The sequence below is a fragment of the Vibrio sp. CJQ_6 genome (assembly GCF_043106745.1).
GTDB lineage: Bacteria > Pseudomonadota > Gammaproteobacteria > Enterobacterales > Vibrionaceae > Vibrio > Vibrio furnissii.
Window position 1 is genome coordinate 368,693 of sequence record NZ_JBICMV010000028.1, and the last position, 14,662, is coordinate 383,354.

The following is a 14,662-nucleotide window of genomic DNA, read 5'->3' on the forward strand; positions in this document are numbered from 1 at the left end:
GAAAACTCAGCAGTAACATGGCGATCAAAGGACGAATCACAGAGTGGTATGCCGATAAAGGGTACGGTTACGTCACCTCGGAGGCCGACGCGTTGCGAATCAAATTTTATCAGCGTGATGTGTCCAACTCTGTCGACTTGAGCGGGCATGCCGGGCAAGCCGTACGGTTTCGCCTTGTGCAGGATGATGCCGGGAATCGCCGCGCGACGCATGTGGATGGTGTGCGTGCTTTTCCTTGGGCGTCGCTGTTGGCGATGTGGTTTTTGGCCGCGTTGGTTGGCGGTGTGGTGTATTGGCGTTACCCCGCTGAAGTGGCGTATTCCTATGGTGCGATGAGTGCCGTGCTGTGGTGTATTTACGGCTTCGATAAACGAGCGGAAAAGCGAAAAAAACCGCGCACTGGCGCGTCGGCATTGTTGAGCTTGGCGCTGCTGGGCGGTTGGCCTGGCGCGTTGCTGGGTCAATACCATTTCAACCCACCTCATCGCTCACTTCTTTATCAAATCGTATTGTTTTTCATTGTTTTAGGACATTTTTTCTTGTTGCTCTGGACGCTCACGCCGACGGGAATTCAGGGGCTAGAAAGCGTTATCGCTTCGCTCCTCGCCTTGCGTTGGAAATAGGGGAAAGTCAATTTGAGGCTTTTACTCTTTTTTCTACTAAAAAAGTCGGTACGCTGTGCGAATAGAATGACAGGAGAACACGATGACCGAATTTGAAAAAATGATTGCCGGCCAAGTCTTTGACGGAGAAGACCCGTCGATCGTCACCATTCGCCAACGCGCCACAGCATTGAAACTACGCATCAACCAGTGCATCGATGACAACGAGCGCAACGCGTTGCAACAACAGTTATTCGGCTCGTTTGGCACCGACAGTGTTGTGCAGCCGCCTTTCCATTGTGAATTTGGACAAACCATTCGCATTGGTCATCACACCTTTCTGAACATGAATGTGGTGATGCTCGACAACGCGCCGATTACGATTGGTGACAACGTACTGATTGGCCCGAGCTGCCAGTTCTACACCGCATCCCACTCGCTGGATTACCGCAGCCGCCGTTTATGGGAGACTGAATCGAAACCGATCGTCGTCGAAGATGATGTGTGGATTGGCGGTCATGTGGTGATTAACCAAGGCGTGACGATTGGCGCCCGTTCTGTGGTCGCAGCCAATTCTGTGGTCAACCAAGATGTGCCACCAGACACGCTGGTGGGCGGCACACCGGCGAAAATCATTCGTCACTTAGCGCGAGAAGAGGACGCTTCTTTCTGCTGACGTTTTCCGCTACAGTGTTGATTCCTTTCATCATTTTTTAGTGGAGTCTGCTTTGTCCCGTCATCGGTATACCCTGTTTGGTATTGCAGCGATTTTGTTATGGGGTTGCCTGATGGGGCTGACTCGCACGGTCGCAGAACAATTCGGCCCGATTGGCGGCGCCGCACTGATTTACAGCGTGGCGTCGCTGTTTCTGCTGATCGTGATGGGCGTTCCTAAAGTTCATCAATTCTCTTTGCGCTATGTGTTGATTGGCGGCGCGCTATTCGTCAGCTACGAGATCTGCTTGGCGCTGGCCTTGGGAATGGCAAACTCCCGCCATCAAGCGCTGGAAATGGCGGTGATCAACTACTTATGGCCCGCTTTGACGGTATTGTTTGCGGTATTGACCAGCCGTCAGCCCGTTAGCGTGTGGGTGTATCCGAGCATTGCGCTTGCCTTTGTTGGCGTGGCTTGGACGATTACCGGTGATCAAGGACTGTCGTTTACGCTGATTGCAGACAACGTGGCCACCAATCCACTGACGTACGCCATGGCGTTTTTCGGTGCCATCATTTGGGCGGTGTATTGCAACGTCACCAAAATTATTGCCAAGGGCCAGAATGCGATTGGCCTGTTTTTTATCGCGACGGCCAGCGTCTTGTGGTTTCAATATGCCATGAGCGATGAAGGCCCGTTGGTATTCACCGCCTCGGGAACGCTCAGTTTACTTTTGACGGGCGTGGTGATGGGCAGTGGTTATGCCTTGTGGAACGTGGCGATTTTACGCGGCAACATGCTGCTGCTCGCCACCTTATCCTACTTTACCCCCGTGATTTCAACGCTGTTTTCCTCCATGATTCTAGGCGTGATGCTGGGTGCGAGCTTCTGGCAAGGTGTGGCGATGGTGACCATCGGCTCGCTGGTATGCTGGTGGGTCACGCGAGAGCGCGCGACGAAAAAACGCCACGCGGTGCCACACGAGTCAGCGCTATAAAGCGACTCCTGTGGCTTCAAACTGCGTTGAGTCTCTGCGCAGTTTGCGTCATTCTTCACTGTCTAAATTGCAACGCCATGAAACGTGCAATCACGCGAAAATTATTCGGCGTTGAGGACTTGACATTTATTGACTCGCTTTGTAAAAAAATAACTTCTCCTCGCTACATCTATATTCTTCTTTATATTTATCTTTAAACGTCACCCCAATTAAAAAGCCTTATTTACCCTGTGGGAATCGTCTTACACGTTCGCAGGAAGCGGATGACATTATTATTTCTGATTTGTTAATAGACTGTCCCTGTCGCTCAAGTTGTCCCACCTGATTCAGGTGAAGATATTAAAAAATAATTTAAGGGTCAATTGTAGGACAAAGTCAAAGTCAACCTTCAAATCGGAGAATAGTTATAATGAATAAGGCACTCACACTAACAACACTTGCAGTATTATTCACGCCATCTCTTGTTATGGCAGAAAGCGCAAACACAATTACTTTCCAAGGAGAAGTTGCTGACCAAACTTGTTCTGTCTCAGTGAACGGCAATGCTGAATCTCCTGTGGTCCTGCTACCAACGGTTGCTGCAACAGATTTAACCGATGGTGCTTCGACAGGCACTACAAACTTTTCTCTGGGTGTGACGGGTTGTACTGCGCCAGCAGCCAGCCTAAACATTGGCACGGTGTTTGTCGGCAACAACGTTACCGCAGCGGGTAACTTGGGCAACACCGGTACAGCAACCAACGTTGTGCTGCAACTTTTGGAATCTGATACAGCCACTGACGCACTGAATCTAACGTCAACGGCCACTGCGGCGGGCTTAGTCCTTGCTGCTGGTGAAACTGAAGCAAGCCACAACTTTGCAGTTCGTTACTTAGCTGAAGGTGGCGATGCGACTGCGGGTACCGTCATCAGCTCGGTACAATACGCGCTGACTTACCAATAATAATGGTTCTTTGTAATCATTCATAATAATGGCGGAGTGTGTATACCTCCGCCAAATAATACTTATCGTGAGGGGATATATGTATTTAGCTCACCGAATAGGTCTAATTATACTGTTGGTTTTTAGCTTTAATTCAGTCGCCAGTGTCGTGATGACCAATACGCGTGTGATTTATTATGAATCGCAGTCTGATAATGGGATGCAATTTTCAAATAAAGATGATTTCCCTTATCTTGTTCAAGTCTGGGTCGACGAAGGCAACCCAAGTTCTACCATCCAAACGCAATCCGATAAATTTTCTGTTGTCCCACCTATCTTTAGAATTGAAGCCAACTCAGGCCAAAGAATCCGAGTGTTTAATACCAACAAAGCATTACCCAAAGACCGAGAAAGTGTTTTTTACCTGAATATGGTTCAAATTCCGCCAACCAGCAAAGCGGCGGAAAAAGATAATAAAATGCTCATTGTTTTAAAAAATAGGGTGAAACTTTTTTATCGTCCGGCTGATCTTCAAGATTCGGTCGAAGAGATTGATCGCAATTTATCGTTCTCCGTCAGCAATACCAATGGCTGGCAAGTGGTGGCTCAGAATAACAGTAGCTATCACGTGACCATCAATCACATCGTGCTGAAGTCTGGCGACAAAACGTGGCCAATCGAAAATAGCATGTTGACGCCCAAGTCGATGTTGCATTGGACACTCAACGATTTTGATCCGTCTTTAACGAATTACGAAGTGGACTTTTACCTAATTAATGACTTTGGGGCTCATGTAAAGAAAAGTTACGCCATCAAGTTATAGAAGACGATTATGAAAAAATTGACAAGTCATTTGATCATCAAGGCTGCTATAACATTCTGGGTGCTGACTCCGATTCACTGCGTGGCGGCTGAAACGTATTTCTTTGATGAAAACCTGTTGCTTGGGGATGGTTATAACAGTGAATTGCTGAAAAAAATCAGTAATGGTCCTCAGGCGGAGCCGGGTGTTTATCAGCTCGACGTGTACATCAACGCCTCATTTTATGGCAGCCATGATGTGTATCTATTTGTGAGTGATGAGAGCGAGCATGCCCTGAACGCGTGTTTAAGCGGTGAGTTTTATCAACAGGCTGGCGTATTGCCTGACGTCGTGCGTCAGTCGCAAAGCGCCAATTGTGAAAGCGGCGTGCAGATCGAAGGTGTCACGGAACACATTGATATCGCCAAATTGAGGCTGAACTTAGGCATTCCCCAAGCTTATTTGGTTCGACATCCACGTGGTTATGTGGATTCATCGCAATGGGATGCGGGTGAACCGGTCTTTTTTAGCAACTACACCTACAACTATTACCATGCCAATTCCAACCATAGTAATGGCCAGGAATTTCGTTCAGATTCCCAATATCTGGGGCTGAGCAGCGGGTTAAATTTAGGGTTGTGGCACCTACGAAATATCTCCAACTATCAGCGTGCCAACAATTCAGGGCAAACGAAAGAGCAGTTCAACTCGATTCGTACTTATCTCTCTCGTCCGGTGTCGCGTTTGAATGGCGAAGTGATTGTCGGGGAAAGTTACACCAGCGGCACATTCCTAGGCAGCATCGGATTTGTGGGGTTGCAGTTTAAATCCGACAGTCGCATGTTGCCGGAATCTCAGCGTGGTTATGCGCCGGTGGTCAATGGGGTTGCTAACTCAACGGCGAAAGTGATTGTTCGTCAGAACGGTCGCGATATTTACCAAACCACAGTGCCAAGAGGCCCTTTCAGCATCAGTGACTTGTATCCTACAAGTTACGAAGGCGACTTAGATGTTGAAGTGATCGAAGCGGATGGATCGAGCAGTCATTTTCAGATTCCATTTAACGCGGTCCCCGGGTCATTGCGCCCCGATCTGCTTCGTTACGACATTTCGGTCGGCCGAACGGACGACACGCAAGTCGAGAAGCTGTTTGCGGATTTAACGCTGGAACGGGGTATCAGCAACACCATTACCGGCAACACCGCAGTGCGCCTTTCGGATCACTATTTGGCGATGTCGTTGGGCGGCGTGTATGGCTCGTCACTGGGAGCATTTGGCTCCAATGTGGTGTTTTCGCACAGCGACACGCCCAACGAAAGCGCGGAACAAGGTTGGCGTTTGGGGTTGAACTATAGCCGTTCATTTGGCAGCGGGACGTCAGTCACGCTGGCAGGGTATCGCTATTCAACCGAAGGGTATCGTGAATTGACGGACCACCTCGGGTTAATGGCTTTAGACACCGACAATACAACGTACACGTCGACGTCGTTTAACCAGAGTCGTCATTTTACCCTGACCATGAACCAGAACTTCGGTACCGGAGGCGTTCTGTATTTGTCCGGCTCTAAGATCCAATATCGCGACAATCGAAAGGACAACGATCAGTTCCAAATGGGGTTTTCAAGCCGACTAGGCCGTGTGAACTATGGGGTGACGTATGCGCGCCAGTACATGAGCCGTGGTATTGATCCTTTTTCGGGAGAGAGTTTAGGTCGTGAGAAAGAGGATATCGTCTCATTGAACTTGTCGTTTCCGTTGGGTGCCGCACATGAACGCAATGCGCCAAATATCAACGCCGGTTACACGCATAGCCAGAGCTCTGGCAGCTCGTATTACATGGGCGCTTCTGGTGTGCTGGATGACGACGCAACGCTGAGCTACGGGATTTCTGCATCTCACGATGAAAGTACAGATGACACAAACCTAGCCATTTCTGGCCAGAAACGATTGTCGAAAGTGCAGCTGGGCGCGAGCTACAGCCATTCGGATCGCTATCGCCAGTTTGGTGCCAGTGCTCGCGGCGCCTTGGTGCTACACAGCGGCGGTGTGACGGCGGGGCACACGCTCGGAGAGACGTTTGCGATCGTCGAGGCGGAAGGTGCCGAAGGAACCGAAGTGCGTAACTCACAAGGGACGCAAGTCGATAGTCACGGTTATGCGTTGGTGCCTTCTTTGACGCCGTATCGCTACAACAAAGTGACACTTGGCGCCAGTGGCAGTGAGCAAGTGGAAATTTTGACCAGTGAAAAACAAGTCGCGCCATATGCGGGTTCGGCGGTCAAAGTGACTTATCAAACGCGCTACGGCCAAGCGGTGCTATTTACAGTCGACGGCGAACAGGAGATCCCCATGGGGGCGGACGTTTCCAGCCCGTCCGGGCAAAGCCTGGGCATGGTCGGGCAAGCGATGCAAGCCTATGTTCGTGTTGAACAGTTGCAGGGCACGCTACAGGTGACATGGGGTAAAGCGAAAAGCTGTCGCTTTGATTACGACATTCGCGACATTGAACCTGCCAGCATTCTGTATCAAGACGTGCGTTGTGAGGCGGAAACATCTCCCCTGAACGACCCACAAATGGCTGATCCCCAAGAGAAAGAGCTACAAACCAGCGCCTCTGACACGCTGACGGTGATGGCGCCAGCGGCTTCGCTGGCTCCATTACCAGCAGTGACACCGGCTGTCACACCAACACGGATGCGCGGTCAATATTGGGTGGTCGCAGGTGTTTTTGATGAGCTGACGAATGCCAGCGCCCAACTGGAACGATTGTTGGATTACGGATTTTCAACGACCCAGTTAGTCGGTTATCGCAACCGCCATTGGATCATCGTCAATAAATTCTCTGACCTGAAATTGGCGTCTCAACACAAAAACGACGTGCAAAGTTTTGGGGTGGAATCGTATATCAAGGTAGGAGGGGAATAGATGGGAAGCAAACATGTCTATTATTCGATTTGTGCGTTTGTCTTGCTGTTTTTGGCCGTGGTTGAAGACAGCAATGCGGCCAGTTGTACGCGTATTTCCAAGACGCAAGCGACGGATGAATATGGCAGCTATGGCGTTTGGGGTGGTGCTTATGATGCCAATAATGGCCCGTTGAATTTGCCGAGTACAATCAATATTACCGATGAAAGTTTCCAACCCAACGGCACTTTGTTGGCGTCTTCGGTGGTGGATTTTGTGCAATATGGGCAAAAAAATGGCTATGACCCAGAGCAGGTTTTATTCTCTTGCACCGCAGACAGTGCGGGCCAGTTGTACGAAATATATGCCACCAATGGTGATGATCTTTGGGGGGGGCTTTACAATGATGGTGCTGAATATGGCCTTGATTATGCTTATGCAACCTACATTCAAAATATGGTCATTCGAATCACCAATAATGAAACTGGCGAATATTTTAAGAAGAATTGGCAATATCGTACGTTAACGGATCTCGATACGGACGCTTCCGGTAATTTATTGGTGAAAGCGAAGAACTTCACTAGTGTCACGATTGAGCTCTATCGCATTGGTAAAGTGCGCGGTGTCACGGCCGTCGGGACGTATGCTCATCCTGGACCGGCTGGTTATATCGCATTTGGCGGCCCGGGGATCTCTTATCCGGCGGATGGCGCAGACAGTCAATTGTCTTATCCGGGTTGGTATCTCTATTGGCCCGGTATTATTAACCTTTATTCCAATGTCGCGATTCGCCGCTCCAAAGCGTGCCGCTTCAACAGTGTGACGCCCACTGTGCTGTTTCCGACAATTTCCACCGAAGAGATCAACAACGGCGGTTCGCGAACTGCCAATATCGACATCACGTATCAGTGTCAATCGGGTTATACCGCTGGCGTGAGCGCGGGGCAGAACGCCGTTGGTTTTCAAGTCAGCAGTGGTAGTTATTCGGCGGCGCTGGCTGAAGGGTTGACGACGACAGGTTCAGGCTTAACGTACCTATTGAGCAACCAATATGGCGTGGACAGCAACGTGGCAACGGGGGTGGGGATTCGTTTAGAGCGTGAGGGCACAACCTTAAACTGGTTGAGCGACGCCAACGTCATGACCGGGGGCAATGCCGACGGTTGGTACAAACTCAACGGAACACAAGTGGCAACAGGCGATGTGGCAGATAGCTATCAAGAGAGCTTTTCGGCCATTTTGGAAGCGTTACCGGGTCAAACGGCGACCCCAGGGAAAGTCTATGCACAAGCTCAAGTTTTTATTCGCGTTCAGTAGCCTCACCTTGTTGCAAGGCTTGCTGTTTGTCCTGCCTGCGCATGCGGGCGTGACGGCTGAAACATCGCGGGTTGTGTTTAACAGCAGCAAGAAAGAGCAATCGTTGCAGTTGGCCAATCTCAACGCTTATCCCGTCATCGTCCAAACATGGATTGATGACGGCAGCCCGCAAGCGACGCCGTCGGATGCGCAATCGCCGTTGATCACCATTCCGCCAGTCTTTCATTTGGCACCGGGGGAAGAGAAGCCACTGCGAATCATCAACGCCAATCAAGCGCCGCAGGCGGTTCACGATCGCGAGCAGTTATTCTGGCTGAATATCTATGAAGTGCCGCCCTCGGAAAAGGAGATGGCGTTTCGCTTGCAACTGACGATGCGCACGCAAATGAAAGTGTTCTATCGTCCGCCGGCGCTGAAAAGTAAACTCGCCTCACTCATTGACGAACAAGCGTTTTCGCTGCAACGTCAGCACATGACGATCGACAATCGCTCGCCCTTCTTTGTGACTTACAGCCAATTTGTTTTTGAGCGTGGGTTGGTGCTGCCCGGCGTTATGGTGTCGCCATTTTCGCAAGCCGATGTGCTGTTGCCGCCAACTCATGGGTTAACCGCAGGCGACAACCTGACGTTTTCCTATATTGATGATTGGGGCAACGTCAACGAAGCAACTGCATCACTCAAGTGACGCAGTGAACGCTTCTGCCCTCGACATCAAAACCCCGCGGTCAACGTCACGTTGCGCGGGGTTTTTTATGCTGCGCTTGAACTCACGGAGGTTTCACGTGAGCCGCATTTTAGGCCGCGTCAGACCATGAAGTGCCCGTTTTCTCGGCGACTTTATCGCAAATGTAATGGCCGATGGGAATGGCAGAGGTTGCGGCGGGCGATGGCGCATTGCAAACATGCAGTGAGCGCGGGCTTTCCGCAAACAGAAAGTCATGCACCAGTGAACCATCTTTCATCACGGCTTGGGCGCGAATGCCAGCCGGATAAGGTTGCAAGTCGCTGACCTTCAAGGAGGGGCAATATTTCTGCACCATTTTCAGGTAGCCCGGTTTCCACCACGAATTGAACGTTTCAACCAATCCGGTTTTCAGATGCTTGCGGGTGACTTTCCAAAATCCGGGGAAGGTGAGCATGTCTTTGATATCCCGCAGCGACAGGTTAATTTTGCCGTAGCCTTCACGCTTCCAGCCTTGCACAGCATTCGGCCCGACCGTGACGCTACCATCAATCATACGTGTTAAATGCACGCCAAGAAACGGCAGGTCTGGATCGGGAATCGGGTAGATTAGGTGATTGACGATGCGGTTGTGTTTCTCTGGTAAACGGTAATATTCGCCGCGATAGGGCACGATCTGAAAATCGGTATCGATGTTGAGCATGCGCGTGATGCGATCGGCCATCAAGCCTGCGCAACTGATTAAAAACTGCGTGCGGAACGTGTGGGATTGGTTGCCGATTTGGCAGCGAAGCCTGATCTGCTCGGGAGTTTCTTCGATATCGAGCACTTCGGTTTTTAAGCTCAGTTCGCCCCCAATGGCGGTGTATTCATCGGCCATTTTTTGTGTCACCAAGCGGTAATTGACGATCGCCGTCGATTTGACATAAATCGCGCCGTTACCGGTGATGTTGGGCTCTCGTTGACGCAGTTGTGCTTCGCTCAACAGTTCCGCTTCAATACCGTTCTGCGCGCAGCGTTCATAGAGCGCTTGCATGCGTTGATATTCCACCGGATTGGTGGAAACCAGCAACTTCCCGCACTGTTCATAAGGAATGTGGTGTTTTTGACAGAATTGAATCGTCTTTTCGACCCCTTCGCGGCAAAAGCGTGCTTTCAGACTGCCGGGTTGATAATAAACCCCCGCATGAATCACGCCGCTGTTGTGCCCAGTCTGATGCATGGACACGTCATATTCTTTTTCGACCACCAGAACACGCGCGTGGGGATGACGTTGTTTGAGTTGCCACGCGGTGGATATCCCTACAATGCCACCGCCAACAATGACATAGTCGTACGACTGCTCCATGTACAAATCTCCAAATAGCTTGGCCCGTGTCGGACCACGGGCTGATAATTATCGTTGGGTTTGAACAGGCTCGGTATGAGCCTGTGTGCTGCTTGAGGCGGTTGATTAGCGCGAGAAATAACCGCGTTGGCGAAGTAATTCGCGGCTCAGCTCTGGATGCGGCACAAATTTGTCTCGCCCATGCAGCCAGCGATGGTTATGGATCACCAGCATCGAACCGACGTTCACGCGCACATTAAAACATGCGGGATCGTGCTCAAGTGATTCGCCCATTTCATACAGGTACAAGCCTTCACGCACATTTTTCGGCTTGGCAAATTGGTCGATGAACAGCATGTGCGGTTTGCCGTCGGCATCCTCTTCAAAAAAGACGGGGTGCGCAATGTCATAGCCCGTGTTTTTGCTTGGCGGCGCGCCCCACGTGATGTCTTGTTTCGCCATCGGATGGTTGTAGAACTTGCCCAAGTCTTGCCAGTCGTCGAGGTGCAGGAGGAGCGAATCGCCGCCTTCCATGTGGCTTTCATGCATTTTCATCATGAGGACAAAATCAGTGCGTTCATTGACATACGTGCCGTCGTTGTGCAGTTCCATTCGGCGATGTGCTTGGCGTAAATAGCTGTCGCTGTTGTCGACGTTCTTCACAGTGAATCGCGCGTAATACTTGCCGTACATCGCATCGAAGTTAGGCAAACCAATCAGGTGCGAAATGGCGGTCGAGAGTTTGACGAAATAACGGCGTTGCGTTTCGGTATCTTCAAATTCTGCTTGCACGTCTTTGTCTGCTTCCAGCAGAAACGCCCCTTGGTCGCGGTCATCAATGATGCGCTTGAGCAGCGAACCCAGTTGGTAATCCGACGCTTTGTCGAGCGCATCGGCGACTGCAAAGCGAAGAAACGGTTTGTATTCAATCGATTGAAGATCCCACTCACACGTCAGGTCATTAAACTTTTCCAATAAGCAGCGTGCCAGTGTCACCACTTGTAGGCGTGGGGTGGTTGAGTGCGGTTGTACGGTGAATGCGTGTTGCGCGGTCACTTCGGCGTCTTTTGTTTCCAGTCTCATAGAGTGATTCCTATCCTTTCATGTCAAGAGGGGTTCCGTGTTCGCCTTGTGCTGGAATGAGCTTTCAGCCGTGCAGGCAATTGGGGTAAGCACGCTGCTTTCTTATTGCGGTTGCTGTTATGAAAAGGTAACTGAATTGTTGTTATATAATCAATATATTGAAAATATACTTTCAATCTATTTAGTTGATAGTAAATGGCGATATTGAGGATGAACACATCGTTTACTCACCATTTATTAATGAAATCGATGTGTTTCATCATCGATTGATATTGAAACTGCCTGTTTGCAGCTTTTTTTCATCGACATTTATTTGTTGGTCTCTCAAAAGCAGAGATTCGGTTTGTTAGAGTTGTTAATGCTGTGTAAAAGATTTTTTGAGGAACAATACCAATAAAAAATGTGAGGATGAGAATGAAGAACACCATTAAATCGCTGCTGTTTGTCTCCCTGTTTGGCTTTTTAAGCGGAGCGCAGGCAGAAAATTACACCATTGGCACGGGAAGTCAGAGCGGGACTTATTACCCTTATGGTGGCGTATTGGCGCAGATCTGGAGTGAAAATTTGCCGGATTTCAACATGCGGGTTGAAGTGACGGCGGCGTCGGTCGAGAACACCATCAAAGTGGTTCAGGATAAACAGTTGGTGGGTCTTGCCATGGGGGATGTGGTGATCCAAGCGCAGGAAGGCAGCAAGCCATTTCCGCGTCCACTCGACGTGGCCGTGCTGACGGCCTTGTATCCAAATGTGGTGCAGTTTGTCGTGATGGCTGATTCCGATATTCATTCTCTGCGTGATTTGGCGTCGAAAACTGTGTCGTTGGGCGCGCCCGGTTCGGGGACTCGCGTGAGCGCGAAAAGCATTCTTGCGGCGCTCGGCGTGGATGAAAAGCGTATGAAAGTACAGTCACTGAATTTCTCGGCCACCACTGAAGCGCTGGCCAATGGTCAGATTGATGCGGGCGTTTTTGTTGGCAGTGCTGGCTTGGGAGCTATCAGCGAGTTGGCGCTGACTCGCGATATTCGCGTCCTTAATTTCTCTCAAGATGATTTGGCGACCATTCAGAAAGCGCTGCCTGCGTATCAATCCGTGAGCGTGGATCAAGGAGTCTACAACGGTGTCGAGCGTTTTACGGCACCGGCAGTGTGGAACGTGTTGGTGGTGAACCAACGTTTGAATGACGAGCTGGCGTACAACATGACTCGGCTCATTTTTGAAAACGCGTCCAAAATAACCAATGCATTGAGTGTGGCCAAATACACCACCCTCGACAACATGAATCAACTCAGTGCAGTACCGCTGCATCCGGGAGCACAGAAATACCTTCTGGAACAACGGAATAAGCAAGCAGAGTAAGGCTGGGTGACTCATGAAAGGCAACATAGACTGGAACATTTGGGTCACCGAACGTTTGATTGCTGTCGCTGCGGTTTTTGCGGTGCTGCTGTCGGCATTTCAGATTTGGCAGGGGATCACCGCGTCGCTCGCCTCACCCACCTTTCGGCCGATCCACCTGAGTTGGGTGTTGGTGCTGGTGTTTTTGGTGAAGCCGCTATTCTCTCAAAAGGCAACCCCGTCGGTGTACCTGCTGGGTAGAGTGCTGGATCTGCTGTGCATTCTGGTGACGGTGTGGGCAACTTGGCGCATCAGCATTTTTGATTACGATGACATGAGCTTCTTGATGGATGGTCTGCAACCGGCGGATACGCTTGCCGGTGTGTTGGTGATCGCGATGTTGCTGGAAGCCACGCGTCGTACGGTAGGGGCGGTGATGTCTTGGCTGGCGATTGTTTTTATCCTCTATGCCATGTTTGGCGCCAACTTGCCCGATGCAATTGCGAGCAACAGCTTCTCGATTGAAGAAATGATCCGATTCCACATTTTTTCAACCAATGGTGTTTATGGCGCGCCGCTTGGGATTGCCGCAGGCGTGGTGTTCACCTTTGTGTTGTTTGGTGCCTTTTTGCAGGTCACGGGGGCTGGGCAATTCTTCATTGATTGCGCCTTTGCCTTGGCGGGGAAATACCGTGGCGGCCCGGCGAAAGCCAGTGTGGTGGCTTCGGCCGCGCTCGGTTCAATCTCCGGTTCGGCCATTGCCAACACCGTCACCACCGGTTCGCTGACGATTCCGATGATGAAGAAGTTGGGGTATCGGCCTGAACAGGCGGCGGGTATTGAAGCGGCGGCGTCGACGGGCGGGCAGATCATGCCGCCTGTCATGGGCGCGGGGGCGTTCGTGATGGCGCAATTTACGGGGATTGCCTATGCCGACATCCTGATGGTGTCGATTGTGCCGTCGATACTCTACTTTCTGTCAGCGTTGCTCTACATCCACTTGATGGCCTGCAAACTCGGCTTACAAGGCATGTCGCAGACCGAAAAAATCAAAGTCGTGTTGATGCGGGGTTGGCATTTCTTAGCGCCACTGCTGTTCACTACTGTACTGCTGATGATGAGTTACTCGCCAGTCTTGGTCGGCATTGCCGGTTGCGGCGCGATATTGGCCGCTTCTCTATTTCGAAAATCGACGCGCGTGTCATTGGCGCTGATCATCCAAGGCATGAAAGAGGGCGCGTTGATGGCGCTGCCAATCTCGGTGGCGTGTGCCAGCGCTGGGATCATCGTTGGCGTGATTGGCCAAACGGGCATTGGTTTGCAGTTTACGCAGTTCTTGCTGGCGATGTCTGGCGGGCAATTGTGGTCGGTGTTGGGGTTGATTGCCATCGCAGCGTTGGTGCTGGGCATGGGGTTACCCGTGACCGCCGCGTACATTGTGCTGTCGGTGATGGCAGTGCCCGCATTAACCGGGTTGGGCGTGAGTTTGCTCGCTGCGCACATGATTGTGTTTTGGCTATCACAAACCTCAAATATCACGCCGCCAATTGCATTGGCCGCATTCGCTGGGGCGGGGATCGCGCATGCTTCTCCGATGAAATCAGCGATTCAGGCCATGAAACTGGCGCAAGGCTTCTTCTTAATCCCCATCATGATGGCTCATGGGGCACTGATCTGGATGCATGAGTTTGCGTTGGTGCCGTTCGTTCTCTCGGTGGTTTATACGTTGGCGCTCATTGTGTCCTTTGCGGGTAGCATTGAAGGTCGCTTATTTCATCCCTTGTCCGTTTGGGCGCGAGCGATGTTGTTTATTGGCGCGTTGGCATTGGCCTTGCTCGATAGCGATATGATCAATATCGCTGCAACGATCGGGATTGCGATGATTGCGGCGCTCAATCAACTCAAAGGTCGGCAAGTGCTGAACGCTCGCACAGATTAACGAGCGCCCGAAATAAACCGCAGCTCCTCCGTGTGCTTCACCGAGGGGCTGTTTTTTTTGTGTTGGTTGATGACAGCAAGCTCGCCAGAATCCCGTG

General features: G+C 50.9%; 12 protein-coding genes. 10 read left to right on the top strand and 2 right to left on the bottom strand.

Annotated features, from left to right (window positions below; genetic code table 11):
* Positions 1 to 17: 17 nt before the first annotated feature.
* The 8 genes from ACF8PK_RS16520 to ACF8PK_RS16555 all read left to right on the top strand — a co-directional run bounded on the left by ACF8PK_RS16520 (position 18) and on the right by ACF8PK_RS16555 (position 8,884).
* Complete coding sequence (locus ACF8PK_RS16520; RefSeq protein WP_392442465.1) at positions 18 to 623, top strand: DUF1294 domain-containing protein; 606 nt, start codon at positions 18 to 20, stop codon at positions 621 to 623.
* A gap of 82 nt (positions 624 to 705) precedes the next feature.
* Positions 706 to 1,278 carry a sugar O-acetyltransferase gene (locus ACF8PK_RS16525; protein ID WP_238771223.1) on the top strand — a complete coding sequence of 191 codons (573 nt, stop codon included), beginning with the start codon at positions 706 to 708 and terminating at the stop codon, positions 1,276 to 1,278.
* Between the two features lie 52 nt (positions 1,279 to 1,330).
* Positions 1,331 to 2,254 carry an aromatic amino acid DMT transporter YddG gene (yddG, locus tag ACF8PK_RS16530; RefSeq protein WP_392442469.1) on the top strand — a complete coding sequence of 308 codons (924 nt, stop codon included), beginning with the start codon at positions 1,331 to 1,333 and terminating at the stop codon, positions 2,252 to 2,254.
* A gap of 466 nt (positions 2,255 to 2,720) precedes the next feature.
* A complete protein-coding gene (locus ACF8PK_RS16535; RefSeq protein WP_392442472.1) occupies positions 2,721 to 3,197 on the top strand; it encodes a fimbrial protein in 477 nt (158 codons plus the stop codon).
* Positions 3,198 to 3,276: 79 nt separating this feature from the next.
* Positions 3,277 to 3,999, top strand: coding sequence for a molecular chaperone (locus ACF8PK_RS16540; protein ID WP_241669753.1), 723 nt, complete (start codon positions 3,277 to 3,279; stop codon positions 3,997 to 3,999).
* A gap of 9 nt (positions 4,000 to 4,008) precedes the next feature.
* Positions 4,009 to 6,903 carry a fimbria/pilus outer membrane usher protein gene (locus ACF8PK_RS16545; protein ID WP_392442477.1) on the top strand — a complete coding sequence of 965 codons (2,895 nt, stop codon included), beginning with the start codon at positions 4,009 to 4,011 and terminating at the stop codon, positions 6,901 to 6,903.
* The gene (locus ACF8PK_RS16550) at positions 6,904 to 8,199 is read left to right on the top strand and encodes a fimbrial protein (RefSeq protein WP_392442479.1); all 1,296 of its coding nucleotides are present in this window, start codon (positions 6,904 to 6,906) and stop codon (positions 8,197 to 8,199) included.
* A complete protein-coding gene (locus ACF8PK_RS16555; protein ID WP_392442481.1) occupies positions 8,165 to 8,884 on the top strand; it encodes a molecular chaperone in 720 nt (239 codons plus the stop codon). Before ACF8PK_RS16550 ends, ACF8PK_RS16555 begins: the two co-directional genes overlap by 35 nt.
* A 109-nt stretch (positions 8,885 to 8,993) precedes the next feature.
* Here the strand turns inward: ACF8PK_RS16555 and lhgO are convergent, their stop codons facing one another.
* Positions 8,994 to 10,229, bottom strand: coding sequence for an L-2-hydroxyglutarate oxidase (lhgO, locus tag ACF8PK_RS16560; RefSeq protein ID WP_392442484.1), 1,236 nt, complete (start codon positions 10,227 to 10,229; stop codon positions 8,994 to 8,996).
* Positions 10,230 to 10,334: 105 nt separating this feature from the next.
* The gene (glaH, locus tag ACF8PK_RS16565) at positions 10,335 to 11,291 is read right to left on the bottom strand and encodes a glutarate dioxygenase GlaH (protein WP_392442486.1); all 957 of its coding nucleotides are present in this window, start codon (positions 11,289 to 11,291) and stop codon (positions 10,335 to 10,337) included.
* Between the two features lie 414 nt (positions 11,292 to 11,705).
* On the opposite strand from glaH, the gene ACF8PK_RS16570 reads away from it, so the two are divergent.
* Both ACF8PK_RS16570 and ACF8PK_RS16575 read left to right on the top strand, forming a co-directional pair.
* Positions 11,706 to 12,647: a TAXI family TRAP transporter solute-binding subunit gene (locus tag ACF8PK_RS16570; protein WP_055465038.1), complete on the top strand. Its 942-nt coding sequence runs from the start codon at positions 11,706 to 11,708 to the stop codon at positions 12,645 to 12,647.
* Between the two features lie 13 nt (positions 12,648 to 12,660).
* Positions 12,661 to 14,565, top strand: a complete 1,905-nt coding sequence (locus ACF8PK_RS16575) for a TRAP transporter permease (protein ID WP_392442489.1) — start codon at positions 12,661 to 12,663, stop codon at positions 14,563 to 14,565.
* Positions 14,566 to 14,662: the final 97 nt, after the last annotated feature.